This window comes from Streptomyces antimicrobicus, assembly GCF_020532625.1.
Taxonomy (GTDB): Bacteria; Actinomycetota; Actinomycetes; order Streptomycetales; family Streptomycetaceae; genus Streptomyces; species Streptomyces antimicrobicus.
The window spans coordinates 1-16,975 of the sequence record NZ_JAJAUY010000011.1; the positions used below are offsets into that span (position 1 = coordinate 1).

12 protein-coding genes and 1 pseudogene are annotated in these 16,975 nt (G+C 72.9%); 7 read left to right on the forward strand and 6 right to left on the reverse strand.

Annotated elements, in window-relative coordinates:
* The 3 genes and pseudogenes from LG632_RS04725 to ssd form a co-directional block, all read right to left on the reverse strand.
* A pseudogene (locus LG632_RS04725) lies at window positions 1-237 on the reverse strand (type II secretion system F family protein); the annotation flags it as partial.
* Entirely contained in the window at window positions 234-1,382 is a 1,149-nt protein-coding gene (locus tag LG632_RS04730; RefSeq protein ID WP_226725456.1) for a TadA family conjugal transfer-associated ATPase, read from the reverse strand. The gene LG632_RS04730 and the pseudogene LG632_RS04725, both read right to left, overlap by 4 nt.
* Entirely contained in the window at window positions 1,379-2,494 is a 1,116-nt protein-coding gene (gene ssd / locus LG632_RS04735) for a septum site-determining protein Ssd (protein ID WP_226725457.1), read from the reverse strand. Before ssd ends, LG632_RS04730 begins: the two co-directional genes overlap by 4 nt.
* Before the next feature lie 433 nt (window positions 2,495-2,927).
* Between ssd and LG632_RS04740 the strand changes: the two genes are divergently transcribed.
* A complete protein-coding gene (locus LG632_RS04740) occupies window positions 2,928-3,794 on the forward strand; it encodes an HAD family hydrolase (RefSeq protein ID WP_226725458.1) in 867 nt (288 codons plus the stop codon).
* 536 nt (window positions 3,795-4,330) lie between these two features.
* Here LG632_RS04740 and LG632_RS04745 read toward each other — a convergent pair.
* Entirely contained in the window at window positions 4,331-5,173 is an 843-nt protein-coding gene (locus tag LG632_RS04745; protein ID WP_226725460.1) for a Fic family protein, read from the reverse strand.
* 102 nt (window positions 5,174-5,275) lie between these two features.
* Between LG632_RS04745 and LG632_RS04750 the strand changes: the two genes are divergently transcribed.
* Window positions 5,276-6,289: an ATP-binding protein gene (locus tag LG632_RS04750; RefSeq protein WP_226725461.1), complete on the forward strand. Its 1,014-nt coding sequence runs from the start codon at window positions 5,276-5,278 to the stop codon at window positions 6,287-6,289.
* Here LG632_RS04750 and LG632_RS04755 read toward each other — a convergent pair.
* Window positions 6,258-7,553 carry a polysaccharide deacetylase family protein gene (locus LG632_RS04755; RefSeq protein ID WP_226725463.1) on the reverse strand — a complete coding sequence of 432 codons (1,296 nt, stop codon included), beginning with the start codon at window positions 7,551-7,553 and terminating at the stop codon, window positions 6,258-6,260. The genes LG632_RS04750 and LG632_RS04755 overlap by 32 nt on opposite strands.
* Window positions 7,554-7,787: 234 nt before the next feature.
* On the opposite strand from LG632_RS04755, the gene LG632_RS04760 reads away from it, so the two are divergent.
* The 5 genes from LG632_RS04760 (at window position 7,788) to LG632_RS04780 (ending at window position 15,434) form a co-directional block, all read left to right on the forward strand.
* The gene (locus tag LG632_RS04760) at window positions 7,788-10,175 is read left to right on the forward strand and encodes a bifunctional SulP family inorganic anion transporter/carbonic anhydrase (RefSeq protein WP_226725464.1); all 2,388 of its coding nucleotides are present in this window, start codon (window positions 7,788-7,790) and stop codon (window positions 10,173-10,175) included.
* A 188-nt stretch (window positions 10,176-10,363) separates the two neighbouring features.
* A complete protein-coding gene (acs, locus tag LG632_RS04765; protein WP_226725466.1) occupies window positions 10,364-12,319 on the forward strand; it encodes an acetate--CoA ligase in 1,956 nt (651 codons plus the stop codon).
* Between the two features lie 236 nt (window positions 12,320-12,555).
* Window positions 12,556-13,959, forward strand: a complete 1,404-nt coding sequence (gene nhaA / locus LG632_RS04770) for a Na+/H+ antiporter NhaA (RefSeq protein ID WP_226725467.1) — start codon at window positions 12,556-12,558, stop codon at window positions 13,957-13,959.
* 42 nt (window positions 13,960-14,001) lie between these two features.
* Window positions 14,002-14,460, forward strand: a complete 459-nt coding sequence (locus LG632_RS04775) for a phage holin family protein (RefSeq protein WP_226725468.1) — start codon at window positions 14,002-14,004, stop codon at window positions 14,458-14,460.
* Entirely contained in the window at window positions 14,457-15,434 is a 978-nt protein-coding gene (locus tag LG632_RS04780; RefSeq protein ID WP_226725469.1) for an alpha/beta fold hydrolase, read from the forward strand. The genes LG632_RS04775 and LG632_RS04780 overlap by 4 nt, the downstream gene beginning before the upstream one ends.
* A gap of 333 nt (window positions 15,435-15,767) precedes the next feature.
* On the opposite strand, the gene LG632_RS04785 is transcribed toward LG632_RS04780, so the two are convergent.
* Window positions 15,768-16,970 (reverse strand): MarP family serine protease, encoded by a 1,203-nt coding sequence (locus LG632_RS04785; RefSeq protein WP_226725470.1) that lies wholly within the window; start codon window positions 16,968-16,970, stop codon window positions 15,768-15,770.
* Between the last annotated feature and the right edge of the window lie 5 nt (window positions 16,971-16,975).

Sequence of the window (16,975 nt, forward strand, 5' to 3'; positions counted from 1 at the left end):
CCCGGCGAGCGGGCAGACCCCTTCGCGCCAGCGCGCCGCCCGCAGCCGGACCGCGGCCGACAGCCGCTCCCGGCGCAGGGGCGCCCCCGCCGAGGGCACCGCGGCACCGCCGGCCAGGACCAGCCGCGCCCGCTTCGCCGCCCGGTCGCCGCCGGCCAGCAGCCACGCCGCCGCCGCGGCGCACAACGCGGCGGTGAACAGCGGCATGTGTCCGAGGCCGCCGGCCGCCCCGGTCATCGCGCACCTCCCAACAGCGGCCGCAGCCGCTCCCAGCCCCGCTCCCGTACGAAGCCGCGCGGCGCCCAGCGCAGCGCCGGCACCGTGACCACCAGGCCGGCCGCGTCCCGCTCCAGCACATGCACCTCGGCGACCCGCCGCCGCCCTTCCCGGTCGCGCGCCAGATGGACCACCAGGTCCAGCGCGGCCGCCAACTGGCTGTGCAGAGCGGCCCGGTCCAGCCCGGCGGCCGTGCCGAGCGCCTCCAGCCGGGCCGGGACGTGCGCGGCGGCATTGGCATGGACCGTGCCGCAGCCGCCCTCGTGGCCGGTGTTGAGGGCGGCGAGGAGGTCGGCGACCTCCGGACCGCGCACCTCGCCCACCACCAGCCGGTCGGGCCGCATCCGCAGGGCCTGCCGGACCAGATCGGCGAGGGTGACCAGCCCGGCCCCTTCCTGGTTGGCCGGCCGGGCCTCCAGGCGCACCACGTGCGGATGGTCGGGGCGCAACTCGGCGGAGTCCTCGGCCAGGACGATCCGCTCCTGGGGCCCCACCAGCCCCAGCAGGGCGCTGAGCAGCGTGGTCTTCCCGGTGCCCGTGCCGCCCGAGACGACGAACGACAGCCGGGCCTCCACGACCGCCCCGAGCAGCCGCGCCCCGCCGGGCGGCAGCGTGCCGGCGGCCACCAACTCCTCCAGCGTGAACGCCCGCGGCCGCACCACCCGCAGCGACAGACAGGCCGAGCCGACCGCCACCGGCGGCAGCACCGCGTGCAGCCGGGTGCCGTCCGGCATCCGGGCGTCCACCCAGGGCCGGGCGTCGTCCAGCCGCCGGCCGGCCACCGACGCCAGTCGCTGCGCCAGCCGGCGCACCGCCTCGGCGTCGGGGAAGGACACCCGGGTCAGCTCCAGCCCGCCGCCCCGGTCGACCCAGACCCGGTCCGGCGCGGCGACGAGCACGTCGGTGACCTCCGGGTCGGCCAGCAGCGGCTCCAGCGGCCCCGCGCCCACCAGCTCCGAGCGCAGCTCGGCGGCCACGCCGAGCACTTCCGCGTCCCCCAGCAGCCGGCCCTGGGCGCGCAGCGCCGCCGCCACCCGGGCCGGCGTCGGCTCGGCCCCGCTCTCGGCCAGCCGCTGCCGCACCGCGTCGAGCAGTCCCGCGCTCATGCCGGCACCCCCTGCCCGGAGGCCAGCGCCCGCTGCCAGAAGCCGTCGCAGAACGCCGCCAGCGGCCCGCGCGCCTGCGCGCCCGGCGGCTCGCCCTCGGCCACCCGTCCGGGCAGCCCCACCTCCAGCGGCACCTCGCCCGCGAGCGGTACCCGCAGCAGCCCGGCCACCGCCTCCGCGTCGAGCCCGGCCGGGCACCGGCCGCGCACCACGGCTCTGACGTCCCGGGCGGCGATCCGCACCCCGGCCGCGACCCGGGCCGCGGCCGCGACCGAGCGCAGCTCGCCCGGCACCACCAGCAGCACCAGGTCCAGCTGGGCGAGCACCTCCGCCACCGCCTCGTCCACCCGCCGGGGCAGGTCGACCACGACCACGCCGCCGCGCCGGCGGGCGGCGGCCACCACCGACCGCGTCGCCGCGGGCGGCACCACCACCCGGTCGCCGCGGTCCCAGCTGAGCACGCGCAGCGCGTGCAGCTCGGGCAGGGACTCCGCGAGGGCTCCGGCGGCCACCCGGCCGCGGGAGCGGGCGAAGTCCGGCCAGCGCAACCCTTCGGCGCCCTCGCCGCCGAGCAGCACGTCCAGCCCGCCGCCGAGCGGGTCGCCGTCGACCAGGATGGTGCGCTGTCCGGCGCGGGCGGCCCGCAGGGCGAGGGCGCAGGCCAGGGTGGAGGCCCCGGCGCCGCCGCTGCCCCCGATCACACCGACTGTCAGCGCGGGCCGGCCGGCGCCCTCGACCACATCGGCGATGCGGTCGACCAGCTGCCCCTCGGCCTCGGGCAGCCGCAGCACCTGCTCGGCCCCGATCTCCACCGCCCACTGCCACACGGGCGGCTCGGCCGGTTCCCGTCCGACGAGGAACACCCCGTCCCGCCGCGGGGCCCCGCGCACCCGCCGGGCCGCGTCGTCGCCGACGAGGACCAGCGCGGCCCGCTCCCACGCGGTTTGCTCCGGCACCGTCTGCCGCACGTGCGCCTCGGCGCCCGCCGCGGCACACAGCCGTAACAGGTCGTCCAGCAGCGCCGGGTCCTCGGTGACGATCAGCGGCCTGCCCTCGCCGGGCAGGGCGCGCTCCCGCGCTTCCGATGCTTCACACGACTTCGATCCAGCCACGGCCTGTCGCCCCCTTCTCACCGCAAATCCACAACCGCGCGAACTTCGCGGTCGGAATCACCGTGCAGCGATCCGGGAAAACAAGTGGATCTTGGTCCAAAACTGTGGACGACATGCCCCCTGTGAATAACTCGCTCACCCCAACAGGTGAGTTCCACAGCGCGGCGGAACCGTTACGGACCGTGACACGTCCCCGGCGGTGTGGGCCGATGCCCCACGGGGCGGCTCAAGAGGAAGGAACGAACTGCCGGACGGACGAACCGCGTCCGGACATGCGACGACCCCCGCCGGGGGGGAGAGCGGGGGTCGTCCCCACGGCCGACTCGGGGGGGGAGGAGTCGGACCGGGTTAGCACGGTCGCGAACGATCCGTGACTTCCATGGTGTACCCGAAGGCCTTCTCAGGCAAACCCACGCGCCCCACCTTACGCCGAATGGTGGGCGCATATGCTCGCCTCGTGGAAAACCAGTCCTTGCCGCACTCCTTGCCTCGCACCGCAGCCTTCTTCGACCTGGACAAGACGGTCATTGCGAAGTCGAGCACACTGACGTTCAGCAAGTCCTTCTACCGTGGCGGGCTGATCAACCGCCGGGCGGTGCTGCGCACCGCGTACATCCAGTTCATCTTCCTGGCCGGCGGCGCCGACCACGACCAGATGGAACGGATGCGCCAGTACCTGTCCGCCCTGTGCAAGGGCTGGAACCAGCAGCAGGTGCGCGAGATCGTCGCGGAGACGCTGCACGACCTCATCGACCCGATCATCTACGACGAGGCCGCCTCCCTGATCGAGGAGCACCACACCGCCGGCCGCGACGTGGTGATCGTCTCCACCTCCGGCGCCGAGGTGGTCGAGCCCATCGGCGCCATGCTGGGCGCCGACCGGGTCGTGGCGACCCGCATGGTGGTGGGCGAGGACGGCTGCTTCACCGGCGAGGTCGAGTACTACGCCTACGGCCCCACCAAGGCCGAGGCCGTCCGCCAGCTGGCCGAGTCCGAGGGCTACGACCTCGCGCGCTGCTACGCGTACAGCGACTCGGCGACCGACCTGCCGATGCTGGAGGCGGTCGGCCACCCGCACGCGGTCAACCCGGACCGGGCGCTGCGCAAGGAGGCGTACGCGCGGGACTGGCCGGTGCTGGTCTTCAACCGTCCCGTCCGGCTCAAGCAGCGGGTGCGCGGGCTGTCCATGCCGACCCGGCCGGCGCTGGTCGCGGCGGCCGCCGTCGGCGCGGCCGCGGCCACGGCCGGCCTGGTCTGGTACGCCAGCCGGCGCCGCGCCGCCGCGGCGGCGGCCTGCTGAGGCGCCCTCGCCCGCCGCCGATCCGCCATCCGCCGCCGATCCGCCACCCGCCGCAAGCCGCCGCCCCGCCGCCTGCCCACGCCACCACCGACCCCCAACCGACCCCCGCCGCACCCGCGCAGGCTCCGGCCACCACCCCGGCCGACCTGCCACGACGACGCCTGTCCGATTCGCCCGGAGGCGTCCCGGAAAGTAAAGAAGTGCGGCAAGGGGTTCCGCTCGCTTGCCCGGCGGAGTACAAAGGAGTCAACGGCCCGCGAGACCAAGGACATCCGAGAGGATCATCTTTAGAACGCAGCAAAGGCCCCACGGACCGGAGCATGAACGCTTGGCACCCACGCGACGTCGACCCGTCGATTACGGGCCAGCCGCACCAGGGAGACGGGCAGAGATCCCGACCTGATGGGCAACTATCGAGGACGCTTGGTAACTGGGCGTGAATGCCAGCGGCGACACCATGAGCAGTACGGTGTCGCCGCAACCCGTGTCGGGGCGCTTCCCGCGCCCGCGCGCTCGCCCCGCAAGGCCCGCCCGGGTCAGGCCGCCCCGCGCTGGAGCGCCTCGCAGACCGCCGTCGACTCCCGCACGCCCAGCTCGACCGCCCGCCCGCAGTGCGCGATCCAGGCCGCCATCCCCTCCGGGGTCCCCGAGACGTAGCCGTCGAGCGCCGCGAGGTACGCCGCCCGCCCCTGCTCCGCGTGCCCGACCTCGGCCGGGCAGATCGCCTTCGGGTCCAGACCGCTGTTGATCAGCACGATCCGCTCGGCGGCCCGGGCGACGACCCCGTTGTACGAACCGAACGGACGCAGCGCCAGCAGCTCCCCGTGCACCACCGCCGCGGTCACCAGCGCCGGCGCCGAGCCGCCCGCGATGATCAGCCGCGACAGCCCGTCCAGCCGCCCGGCCACCTCCTGCGCGCCCGGCAGCGGCAGCTCCACCAGCGGCTCCGCCACCGGCTCGCCCGCGAGCCGCGGCCGGCCCACGGTCTCGTCGGCGGCGCCCCCGCCGGCCGCGACCAGGTGCAGCCGCGCCAGCACGCGCAGCGGGGACTGCCGCCAGATGCTCAGCAGCTGCCCGGCCTCGGCGGTCAGCCGCAGCGCGGCGCCCACCGTCCGGGCCTCGTCGTCCGCGCCGAAGTCGGTCCGCCGGCGTACCTCCTCCAGCGCCCAGTCGGCCCCGGACAGCGCCGCGCTCCCGCGCGCCCCGCGCAGGGCGGCCTCCGAGGTGATCTCTGCGCTGCGGCGGCGCATCACGCGGTGGCCGTAGACGCGGTCGACGGCCTTGCGCACGGATTCCACGGCCTCGGCCACGCCCGGGAGCGCGGCCAGCGCGGCGAGCGGATCGGACGGACCGGCGGGCGTGGTGGCTGACGTACTCATAGGTAAGGAGCGTACGCACCTTGCCTGCCCGCCCCACGTTCGAGTGGTCTTCTTCACTCGCCTTGACCACCCAGCGCATCCGTGGCGCTACGCTTCGTGAACATGAAGATCGGTTTCGTGGGGAAGGGCGGCAGTGGCAAGACCACGCTGTCCTCCCTCTTCATCCGCCACCTCGCCGCCCAGCACGCCCCCGTCGTCGCCGTCGACGCCGACATCAACCAGCACCTGGGGGCGGCGCTCGGCCTCACCGAGGAGGAGGCCGCCCGGCTGCCGGCCCTGGGCGCGCACCTCCCGCTGATCAAGGAGTACCTGCGGGGCACCAACCCGCGGATCCGGTCGGCCGAGGAGATGATCAAGACCACCCCGCCCGGGGCCGGTTCCCGGCTGCTGCGGGTGACCGAGGACAACCCGGTCTACCGGTCCTGCGCCGTCCCGGTCGCCCTCGACGGCGCCGCCGTACGGCTGATGGCGACGGGCCCGTTCACCGAGGCGGACCTGGGGGTGGCCTGCTACCACTCCAAGGTCGGCGCGGTCGAACTCTGCCTGAACCACCTCGTGGACGGCCCCGGCGAGTACGTCGTCGTCGACATGACGGCCGGCTCGGACTCCTTCGCCTCCGGCCTGTTCACCCGCTTCGACATGACCTTCCTGGTCGCCGAGCCGACCCGCAAGGGCGTCTCGGTCTACCGCCAGTACAAGGAGTACGCGCGGGACTTCGGCGTGGCGCTGAAGGTGGTCGGCAACAAGGTGCACGGGCCGGACGACGTGGACTTCCTGCGCGCCGAGGTGGGGGAGGACCTGCTGGTGACGGTCGGCCAGTCGGACTGGGTCCGGGCGATGGAGAAGGGCCGCCCCGCCCCGTTCGGGGAGTTGGAGGCGGCGAACCGGCAGGCGCTGGAGGTGCTCCAGGACGCGGCCGACGGCTCGTACGCCGACCGTGACGCGCTGCGCTACACCGAGCAGATGGTCCACTTCCACCTGCGCAACGCCGAGAGCTGGGGCAACGCCAGGACCGGGGCCGACCTGGCGACGCAGATCGACCCCGGCTTCGTCCTCGGCGAGCACCACCTGGCACCCGGGGAGTTCACTCCTCGTCCGACTCCTCAGCCTGCGTGACCTCGGCGGGCGCCGGGGGCGCGGGCAGCGGAACGGCCGGACCCTTGGTCAGGAACGTCGCCCAGCCCTCCTTCGGCGCCTGGCCGACGTCGAGCGTGCGCAGCCACTCCAGGACCTTCGGGTCCTGGGCGTCCAGCCAGTCGACCAGTTCGCGGAACGGCACGCAGCGGACCTCCTTCTGCGTGCAGACCGTCTTGATCGTCTCCTCCACGGCGCGCATGTAGGTGCCGCCGTTCCACGACTCGAAGTGGTTGCCGATGATCAGCGGGGCGCGGTTGCCCCGGTAGGCGCGCTCGAAGGCCTGGAGCAGGCCGTCGCGCATCTGGTCGCCCCAGTAGGCGTGCTGGGAGGGATCGCCCTGGGACGTGGTCCCGGACTGGTTGACCATGTAGTTGTAGTCCATGCTCAGCGTGTCGAAGGCGCGGCCGGGCATCGGGACGAGCTGGAGCGGGACGTCCCACAGGCCGTCCGTCTTCTTGGGCCACTTCTGCTTGCCGATCCCGCTGGAGTCGTAGCGGAAGCCCATGTTCTTGGCGGCCAGCATGAAGTTCTTCTGGCCCTCCAGGCACGGGGTGCGGGCCCCGATCAGCTCCTTGTCGTAGTCGAAGGGGAGCGCCTTCTCCTGCTTCAGGCCGGAGTTGGTCTTCCAGTTCTTCACGAACGCCTTGGCCTGGTTGATCTCGCTGCGCCACTCCTCCACCGACCAGGTGCCCACGCCGCCGTCGGGGCCGCAGAAGTGGCCGTTGAAGTGGGTGCCGATCTCGTTGCCCTCCAGCCAGGCGCCGCGCAGTTGCTCGGCGGTGTCCTTGATGCCCTGGAGGTCGCCGAAGCCGATGTCGGAGCGCCCGGACCCGTGCTGGGGAGCCGTGTAGAGCGAACGTTTCTCCTCCGGCAGCATGTAGAGGCCGCTGAGGAAGTACGTCATCCGCGCGTTGTACTTCTTGCCCACCTCGCGGAAGTGCGAGAAGAGCCTCTGGCTGTCCTCACCGGCGCCGTCCCAGGAGAAGACGACGAACTGGGGCGGCTTCTCACCGGGCCGGAGGCGCTCGGCCTTCACCAGGTTCGGCTGCGGACCGGTGTACGAGGTCGAACCGTCCCCGATCAGCCGGAGCACGCTGCCGGGCGCCTCGGGTGCCGCCGCGCCCTTGCGGGAGCCGGACGGGTGCCGGTCGGAGTCGGAGCCGCCGCATCCGGCGACGCCGAGCACCAGCGCGGTGGCGACCAGGCCGCCGGCGATCTTCTTGGTGGTGTCCGTGGCGGCCATCTCCGCCCACCTCTCCCTCGCGCGTAGGTGTGTGCGCTGCTTCGAGCGAAACCTCCCACGCGACCGACCCGGGAAAGGTATGACAAGCCGTACAAAATGCTTAATCACTCGACAGAGGGAATCCCTAGCCTGTTTGTCCGTTATGTCGCGCGGCCTCCTTTACTCTCCATTACCTTTCATTTACCGATTGTTGAGAAATCCCGCCGCTTCGTCCCTGCACCAGAGGAGACGGGAATGACCCCGAGCACGACCCCGGCCACCACCACGACCGCGTCCCCGCCCCCGAAACCGACCGCCCGCACCACAGGCTTCAGCGCGGACCTCTCCGCGTCCATCGCCGTGTTCCTGATCGCCCTGCCGCTCTCCCTCGGCATCGCCCTGGCCACCGGCGCGCCCCTGCAGGCCGGCCTGGTCGCGGCGGCGGCCGGGGGCATCGTGGCGGGCCGGTTCGGCGGGGCCCCGCTCCAGGTGAGCGGTCCCGCAGCCGGACTGACCGTGGTGACCGCCGAGTTGATCCAGCGCTACGGCTGGCGCACCACCTGCGCCGTCACCGTGCTCGCCGGCTTCTGCCAGCTGGGCCTGGCGCTGCTGCGCACGGCCCGGTCGGCGCTGATGGTCAGCCCCGCCATCGTGCACGGCATGCTCGGCGGCATCGGGGTGACCATCGCCCTGGCCCAGCTGCACATCGTGCTCGGCGGCACCCCGCAGAGCTCGGCCGTGGCCAACGTCCTCGGCCTGCCCGAGCAGTTGGCGAACCCGCACCCGGCGGCCCTGGCCGTCAGCGCGCTCACGCTGGTGCTCCTGCTCGGCTGGCCCCGGCTGCCCGGCCGGGCCGGCGCGGTGCTGCGCAAGGTCCCGGCCGCACTCGCGGCCGTCGCCGGTGCCACGGCCTTCGCGGTGCTGGCCGGGTTCCACCTGCCGCGGGTCGACCTGCCGTCCTGGCGCAACCACGCGCTGCCGGAGCTGCCCGAGGGCCCTGTCCTGGGGATCGTCGCCGCCGTGCTGACGATCACCCTGGTGGGCAGCGTGGAGTCCCTCCTCTCCGCGGTCGCCACCGACAAGCTGATCGGTGCCGAGCGCAAGGCGGCGGACCGGCCGCCGCGCGCCGACCTCGACCGGGAGCTGCGCGGGCAGGGCGCGGCCAACATCGTCTCCGGCGCCCTCGGCGGCCTGCCGATCACCGGCGTGGCCGTCCGGAGCGTGGCCAACGTCAAGTCCGGTGCCGTCAGCCGGAAGTCATCGATCATGCACGGCTGCTGGGTGGTGCTCGCGGCGGCCCTGCTGGTCCCCGTGCTGGACCTGATCCCGCTCGCGGCGCTGGCGGCGCTGGTGATGGCGGTGGGCGTGCAGATGGTCAACATCACCCACATGCGCACGGTCACCCGGCACCGCGAGGTCCTCGTCTACCTGACCACGATCACCGGCGTGGTGCTCGGCGGCGTGCTGGAGGGCGTGGCCTGCGGCATCGCGATGGCGGTGACCCTCGCCCTGCACCGGCTCGCCCGCACCCGGATCACCCTGTCCTCGGCCGACGGGGTGCACCGCGTACGGGCCCGGGGGCAGCTGACCTTCCTGGCGGTCCCCCGGCTGAGCCGGGTGCTGGGGCAGGTCCCGCACGGCGGGCACGCGGTGGTCGAGCTGGACGGTTCGTTCATGGACCACGCGGCGTACGAGACCTTGAAGGACTGGCAGGACGCCCATCTGGCGCACGGCGGTTCGCTGGAGCTGACCGGCCCGGCCGCGGCGCCGTTCACCGAGGCGGCCGAGCCCGGCACCGGCGACGTACGCGGGGACGGAGGCGGCGAGCGGCGCGGGGAGGGCCGGGGCGACGGCCGCGGCCACCAGTGCTGCCGTCCCTGGACCCCGTGGGCCAACCACTGCGCCCACCGCGCCGCCCCGGCGGCCGCGCCGCGCCGCGGCGCCGGTCAACTGGCCAGCGGGATCCGGACGTTCCAGCGGGACACCGCGCCGCACGTCCGCGACGAGCTGGCCCGGCTGGCGCGCGAGGGGCAGCGCCCGTCGCAGCTGTTCCTGACCTGCGCGGACTCCCGGCTGGTCACCAGCATGATCACCGCGAGCGGGCCGGGCGACCTGTTCACCGTGCGCAACGTCGGCAACCTGGTGCCGCTGCCGGGCGCGGAGTCGGGCGACGACTCCGTCGCCGCCGCCATCGAGTACGCCGTGGACGTGCTCCAGGTCGACAGCATCACGGTCTGCGGCCACTCCGGCTGCGGGGCGATGCAGGCCCTGCTGAACTCCGCCGCCGACTCCCGCGACAGCCGGGACGCCCCGGGCGCCGCCGCCCCGGACGACACCCCGCTGCGCCGCTGGCTGCGGCACGGCGAGCCGAGCCTGGCCCGCATGGCCAGCCGGCAGCACGCCTGGGCCCGGATCGCCGGCCGGCTCCCGGCCGACGCCGTGGAGCAGCTGTGCCTGACCAACGTGGTGCAGCAGCTGGAGCACCTGCGGGCCCACGAGGCGGTGGCGCGCCGGCTCGCCGAGGGCACGCTGGAGCTGCACGGCATGTACTTCCACGTCGGCGAGGCCCAGGCCTATCTGCTGAGCGGGGGTGAGGACCACTTCGACTGCCGCGTCTTCGACACCGTCGCGGCCGGGCACTGAACCCGACACGCCGGGGAAGCGTGCAGGTACGCAGGGCCCCTCCCCGCTCCGCGGTGTCCGGCGGGGCCCTGGCCCGACACGGCCCTACAGGTCTACACCAATTTCGGGTCAGGGCCTTGCCACCGGGCCCTTCGGCTGATGAGCTATGCCCGGGGACACAACGGACACCCTGGGAAAGGGAGATGTCGGTGAGCAACGAGAGCCTGGCGAACCTGCTGAAGGAGGAGCGGCGATTCGCTCCGCCCGCAGAGCTGGCCGCGGCCGCGAACGTCACGGCGCAGGCGTACGAACAGGCGGACGCCGACCGGCTGGGCTTCTGGGCGGAGCAGGCCCGGCGGCTGACCTGGGCCACCGAGCCGACCGAGACGCTCGACTGGAGCAACCCGCCCTTCGCGAAGTGGTTCGCCGACGGCAAGCTGAACGTCGCCTACAACTGCGTCGACCGCCACGTCGAGGCGGGCCACGGCGACCGGGTCGCGATCCACTTCGAGGGCGAGCCCGGTGACAGCCGCGCGATCACCTACGCCGAGCTGAAGGACGAGGTCTCCCAGGCCGCCAACGCCCTGACGGAGCTGGGCGTCCAGGCCGGCGACCGGGTCGCCGTCTACCTGCCGATGATCCCCGAGGCGGTCGTCGCGATGCTCGCCTGCGCCCGCATCGGCGCCGCGCACTCGGTGGTCTTCGGCGGCTTCTCCGCGGACGCCGTCGCCTCCCGCATCCAGGACGCGGACGCCAAGCTGGTGATCACCGCCGACGGCGGCTACCGCCGCGGCAAGGCCTCGGCGCTCAAGCCCGCCATCGACGAGGCCGTCGCCAAGTGCCCGCAGGTCAAGAACGTGCTGGTGGTCCGGCGCACCGGCCAGGAGACCCCGTTCTCCGAGGGCCGCGACGTCTGGTGGCACGAGCTGGTCGGCCGCCAGTCCAAGGAGCACACGCCCCAGGCCTTCGACGCCGAGCACCCGCTGTTCATCCTGTACACCTCGGGCACCACGGGCAAGCCGAAGGGCATCCTGCACACCTCCGGCGGCTACCTCACCCAGACGGCCTACACCCACCACGCGGTCTTCGACCTCAAGCCGGACAGCGACGTCTACTGGTGCACCGCCGACATCGGCTGGGTGACCGGGCACTCGTACATCGTCTACGGGCCGCTGGCCAACGGCGCCACCCAGGTCATGTACGAGGGCACCCCGGACACCCCGCACCAGGGCCGGTTCTGGGAGGTCGTGCAGAAGTACGGCGTCACGATCCTCTACACGGCGCCCACGGCGATCCGGACGTTCATGAAGTGGGGCGACGACATCCCCGCCAAGTTCGACCTGTCGTCCCTGCGGGTCCTCGGCTCGGTCGGTGAGCCCATCAACCCCGAGGCGTGGATCTGGTACCGCAAGCACATCGGCGGCGACCGCTGCCCGATCGTGGACACCTGGTGGCAGACCGAGACCGGCGCGATGATGATCTCTCCGCTGCCGGGCGTCACCGAGACCAAGCCGGGTTCCGCCCAGCGCCCGCTGCCGGGCATCCGCGCCACCGTCGTCGACGACGAGGCGCACGAGGTTCCCAACGGCGGCGGTGGCTACCTGGTGCTCACCGAGCCGTGGCCGTCGATGCTGCGCACCATCTGGGGTGACGACCAGCGCTTCATCGACACCTACTGGTCGCGTTTCGCGGGGAAGTACTTCGCGGGCGACGGCGCCAAGAAGGACGACGACGGCGACATCTGGCTGCTGGGCCGGGTGGACGACGTGATGCTGGTGTCCGGCCACAACATCTCGACCACCGAGGTGGAGTCGGCCCTCGTCTCGCACCCGGCGGTCGCCGAGGCGGCCGTCGTGGGCGCCGCGGACGAGACCACCGGCCAGGCCATCGTGGCGTTCGTGATCCTGCGCGGCACGGCCCACGAGGACGACGACCTCGTCGCGGAGCTGCGCAACCACGTGGGCGCCACCCTCGGCCCGATCGCGAAGCCCAAGCGGATCCTGCCGGTGGCGGAGCTGCCCAAGACCCGGTCCGGCAAGATCATGCGCCGCCTGCTGCGCGACGTCGCGGAGAACCGCGAGCTGGGTGACGTGACCACGCTGACGGACTCCTCCGTCATGGACCTCATCCAGAGCAAGCTGCCGGCGGCGTCCAGCGAGGACTGAGCCGTACGGCCTCGAAGAGGCCGAGGCACCCCTTCCCGGGGACGTGCGGGGCATCCGGCGCGAGCGCGCCGGATGCCCCTTTTGCCTTTAAGGTGACGATCACCGGATGTGTCCTTGCGTGCGCCCTGTAAAGTAAGAAAAGCGTCAAGAACCGCAACATCACCACAGGGTGCGCCGGGAAGTCTGGTCGGCACGAGTTCCGCCATGCCGTCCAACCCACCCGGAGGTACCCCCTCGTGGCCACGCCCCCGCCCACCCAGGGCCGCAAGTTCCTCGGCCGACTGTCCCTGCCCGAGCGGCGCTTCGTGGCCGACGCCCTGCGCACCGAGACCGTCGGCGGCGTCCTGCTCCTGGCGGCCGCCGTCGCCGCCCTCCTGTGGGCGAACGTCCCCGCGCTCTCCGCGAGCTACGCCTCCCTGCGGGACCTGCACATAGGCCCCGCCGCCCTCGGCCTGGACCTCTCGCTCCAGCACTGGGCCGCCGACGGCCTCCTCGCGATCTTCTTCTTCGTCGCGGGCATCGAGCTCAAGCGCGAGCTCGTGGCCGGCGACCTGCGCGACCCCAAGGCCGCCGCCCTGCCCGTCATCGCCGCCGTCTGCGGGATGGCCGTACCCGCGCTCGTCTACACCCTGGTCAGCACCACCGGCGGCGGCTCGCTGGCCGGCTGGGCGGTCCCCACCGCCACCGACATCGCCTTCGCCCTGGCCGTGCTCGCGGTCATCGGCACCTCGCTGCCGTCCGCGCTGCGCGCGTTCCTGCTGACCCTCGCCGTCGTGGACGACCTGTTCGCGATCATCATCATCGCCGTCTTCTTCACCAGCGAGATCAGCTTCCCGCAGCTGGGCGGCGCCCTCGCCGGCCTGGTGCTGTTCTGGTTCCTGCTGCGCAAGGGCGTGCGCGGCTGGTACGTCTACGTCCCGCTCGCCCTGGTCGTCTGGGGCCTGATGTACAACAGCGGCGTCCACGCCACCATCGCCGGTGTCGCCATGGGCCTGATGCTGCGCTGCCACCGCCACGAGGGCGAGGAGCACTCCCCCGGTGAGCACATCGAGCACTTGGTGCGCCCCCTGTCCGCGGGCCTGGCCGTGCCGCTCTTCGCGCTGTTCTCCGCCGGCGTCTCGCTCTCCGACGACTCGCTCGCCCAGGTCTTCACCCGGCCCGAGACCCTCGGTGTGATCCTCGGCCTGGTCGTCGGCAAGACCGTCGGCATCTTCGGCGGCACCTGGCTCGCCGCCCGCTTCACCAAGGCCGAGCTGAACGAGGACCTCGCCTGGCCCGACGTGTTCGCCGTGGCCTGCCTCGCCGGGATCGGCTTCACCGTCTCCCTCCTCATCGGTGAACTCGCCTTCGCCGGCAACGCCACGCTCACCGACGAGATCAAGGCCGCGGTCCTGCTCGGCTCGCTCGTCGCGGCCGTCGTGGCGTGCGTCCTGCTCAAACTGCGCGACCGCACCTACCGCGCCCTGACGGCCGAGGAGGAGCGCGACGAGGACCAGGACGGCATCCCGGACATCTACGAGGAGCACAACCCGGAGTACCACCTGCGCATGGCGCGCATCCACGAGGAGAAGGCCGCCGAGCACCGGCGCCGGGCCGAAGCAGCGGCCGGGTCCCGCACCGGAGGCGGTCGTCCGGCATGATCTGAGGGACGACAGGACCCTGACGACCAAAGGGAGCAAGCGATGAGCGCAGTGGACCAAGGGGCGCACGGAGCCGAACGGACCCTCGGCCAGCTGGTCGCCTCGGCCACCGCCGAGATGTCCGCCCTGGTGCACGACGAGATCGCCCTCGCCAAGGCGGAGATCCGCCAGGACGTCAAGCGCGTGGGCATCGGCGGCGGCGCGATCGCGATCGCCGGCGTGTTCGGCCTGTTCTCGCTGCCCGTGCTGAGCTTCGCGGCGGCGTACGGCATCCACAACCTGGGCCTCGGCCTCGCCTGGTCGTTCCTCGTCGTGGGCGCGGCCTTCCTCGTCGTCGCGGGCATCCTCGCGCTGCTGGCCGTCGCCAAGTTCAAGAAGGTCAGCCCGCCGGAGAGGTCCATCGCCTCCGTCAAGCAGACCGCGGCGCTCGTCGGGACCGTCAAGCCGCACCCGCGCCCGTTGAGTGACAAGGCGGTGGGTGTGGCACGCTCGTCCTCATGACAGCGACCGCACCGGACTCCGGCAACCCGCCCACGGCCGAATCGGCGGTACGGCTCGACCTCCCCGGCGGCCGTCCGGTGACCCACCGCAACGTCGCGGCCAACGGCGCCCGGTTCCACGTCGCCGAGGCCGGTGACGGGCCGCTGGTCCTGCTGCTGCACGGGTTCCCGCAGTTCTGGTGGACCTGGCGGCACCAGCTGGGCGCCCTCGCCGACGCCGGCTACCGCGCCGTGGCCATGGACCTGCGCGGGGTCGGCGGCAGCGACCGCACCCCGCGCGGCTACGACCCGGCCAACCTGGCGCTGGACGTCACCGGCGTCATCCGGTCCCTCGGCGAGCCGGACGCCGCCCTCGTCGGCCACGACCTGGGCGGCTACCTCGCCTGGACGGCGGCCGTGATGCGGCCCAAGCTCATCCGCCGCCTGGTGGTCTCCTCCATGCCGCACCCGCGCCGCTGGCGCGCCGCCATGCTCTCGGACTTCGCCCAGACCCGGGCCGGCTCGCACATCTGGGGCTTCCAGCGCCCCTGGATCCCCGAGCGCCGGCTGGTGGCCGACGACGGCGCGCTCGTCGGGCAGCTGATCCGCGAATGGTCCGGGCCGCGGCTGCAGGAGGAGCTCGACGACTCGGCCGAGGACACCCTGGCGGTCTACCGGCGGGCCATGTGCATCCCGTCCACCGCGCACTGCTCGATCGAGCCGTACCGCTGGATGATGCGCTCCCTGGCCCGGCCTGACGGTCTGCAGTTCAACCGCCGCATGAAGATGCCGGTGCGCGTCCCCACGCTGCACCTGCACGGGTCGCTCGACCCGGTGATGCGCACCCGCAGCGCCGCCGGCTCCGGCGAGTACGTCGAAGCCCCGTACCGCTGGCGGCTCTTCGACGGCCTCGGGCACTTCCCGCACGAGGAGGACCCGGTCGCCTTCTCCACCGAGCTCGTCAACTGGCTGGGCGACCCCGAGCCCGATCGTTAGAACGGACCTCGAACGCTCACATGCCTGGCGCATAGGCCAATTGGCGGGCTCCGGGGCGGTTACCGACCTTGGGCGCCGGGCAGACGTCGAAGTATGGGCTGGACGCACGACTACGGTGACTCCGCACGCGAAGGCCGCCGCGCCGCCACGCCGGCCGGCACCCACGAGAGGGCGGGCCGCCAGGGCCACGACCCCCGGTTGGGCATCCCACGCATCCTGCGCCGCCGGGCCCGCTGGGTCTCGGCCCGCCTGCGGCATCCGCGTACGTAGGGCCGTCGAGGGTCCGTCAGGTCCCTCAAGGTCCGTCAGGTCCGTCAGGTCCGTCAAGGTCCGTCACAAGGCGCAGCCGTCGCTCGACACGCGCGACTGCGCCGTCCGGCCGATGCGGATGTCCTCACTGACCTCGTCCACGGTGAGCGCGTACCCGGTGTTCGGGTCGTCCAGCGACTTCGCGAAGACGACCCCGGACACCTTGCCGTCGGGCGTCAGCAGCGGGCCGCCGGAGTTGCCCTGGCGGACCGTCGCGTACAGCGAGTAGACGTCGCGGCGCACGGTGCCCCGGTGGTAGATGTCCGGGCCGTTGGCGTTGATCCGGCCGCGGACGCGGGCCGCGCGGACGTCGTACGCGCCGTTCTCCGGGAAGCCGGCCACGATGGCGTCGGCGCCGCCGGTCTCGTCCTTGTCGGTGAACTCCAGGGCGGGCGCCTTGAGCTTGGGCACGTCCAGGACGGCGATGTCGCGCTGCCAGTCGTAGAGCACGACCTTGCCGTCGTACAGCTTGCCTTCGCCGCCGATCTGCACGGTGGGTTCCGCGACGCCGCCGACGACATGGGCATTGGTCATCACCTTGCCGGGGGCGAAGACGAAGCCGGTGCCCTCCAGCACCTTGCTGCAACTGGGCGCCGTACCGACGACCTTGACGATGGACTGCTTCGCGCGCTCGGCCACCGGGCTGCTGGCCAGCGCCTGGTCGGGCGCCCTGACCTGGTTGATCTGCTCGTTCGAGAACGGCGTGAAGACCTGGGGGAAGCCGTTCTGCGCGAGGGTGGAACTGAAGTCGGAGAACCAGGTGTTGGCCTGCTCCGGCAGCACCCGCGACACGCCGAGCAGCACCTTCGAGCTGCGGACCTCCTTGCCCAGCGTGGGAAGTGACGTCCCGGCGAGCGCGGAGCCGATGAGCCAGGCCACCAGCAGCATCGCCATGACGTGCACGAGCGCGCCGCCGGTGGCGTCGAGGGCGCGGGCAGGCGACCACGTGATGTGGCGGCGCAGCCGGTTGCCCAGATGGGTGGTGAAGGCCTGGCCGATCGAGGCGCAGACGATCACCACGACGACGGCGAGGACCACCTCGGTGGTGGTCACCCGGGCCGTGTCGTCGGTCACCCAGCCCCACACCACCGGGAGGACGAACACGGCGACGAGGCCACCGCCCAGGAAGCCGATCACCGACAGGATGCCGACGACGAACCCCTGGCGGTAGCCGACGATCGCGAACCACACGGCGGCGACCAGCAACAGGATGTCCAGCACGTTCACGTGGG

Bases quoted from the DNA above. Each gene is read 5' to 3' on its own strand.
- LG632_RS04755 (WP_226725463.1), bottom strand. From the start codon at position 7,553: ATGGCCGCCACGGACACCACCAAGAAGATCGCCGGCGGCCTGGTCGCC.
- LG632_RS04745 (WP_226725460.1), bottom strand. From the start codon at position 5,173: ATGAGTACGTCAGCCACCACGCCCGCCGGTCCGTCCGATCCGCTCGCC.
- LG632_RS04775 (WP_226725468.1), top strand. From the start codon at position 14,002: ATGAGCGCAGTGGACCAAGGGGCGCACGGAGCCGAACGGACCCTCGGC.
- LG632_RS04730 (WP_226725456.1), bottom strand. From the start codon at position 1,382: ATGAGCGCGGGACTGCTCGACGCGGTGCGGCAGCGGCTGGCCGAGAGC.
- LG632_RS04740 (WP_226725458.1), top strand. From the start codon at position 2,928: ATGGTGGGCGCATATGCTCGCCTCGTGGAAAACCAGTCCTTGCCGCAC.
- LG632_RS04780 (WP_226725469.1), top strand. From the start codon at position 14,457: ATGACAGCGACCGCACCGGACTCCGGCAACCCGCCCACGGCCGAATCG.
- LG632_RS04750 (WP_226725461.1), top strand. From the start codon at position 5,276: ATGAAGATCGGTTTCGTGGGGAAGGGCGGCAGTGGCAAGACCACGCTG.
- LG632_RS04760 (WP_226725464.1), top strand. From the start codon at position 7,788: ATGACCCCGAGCACGACCCCGGCCACCACCACGACCGCGTCCCCGCCC.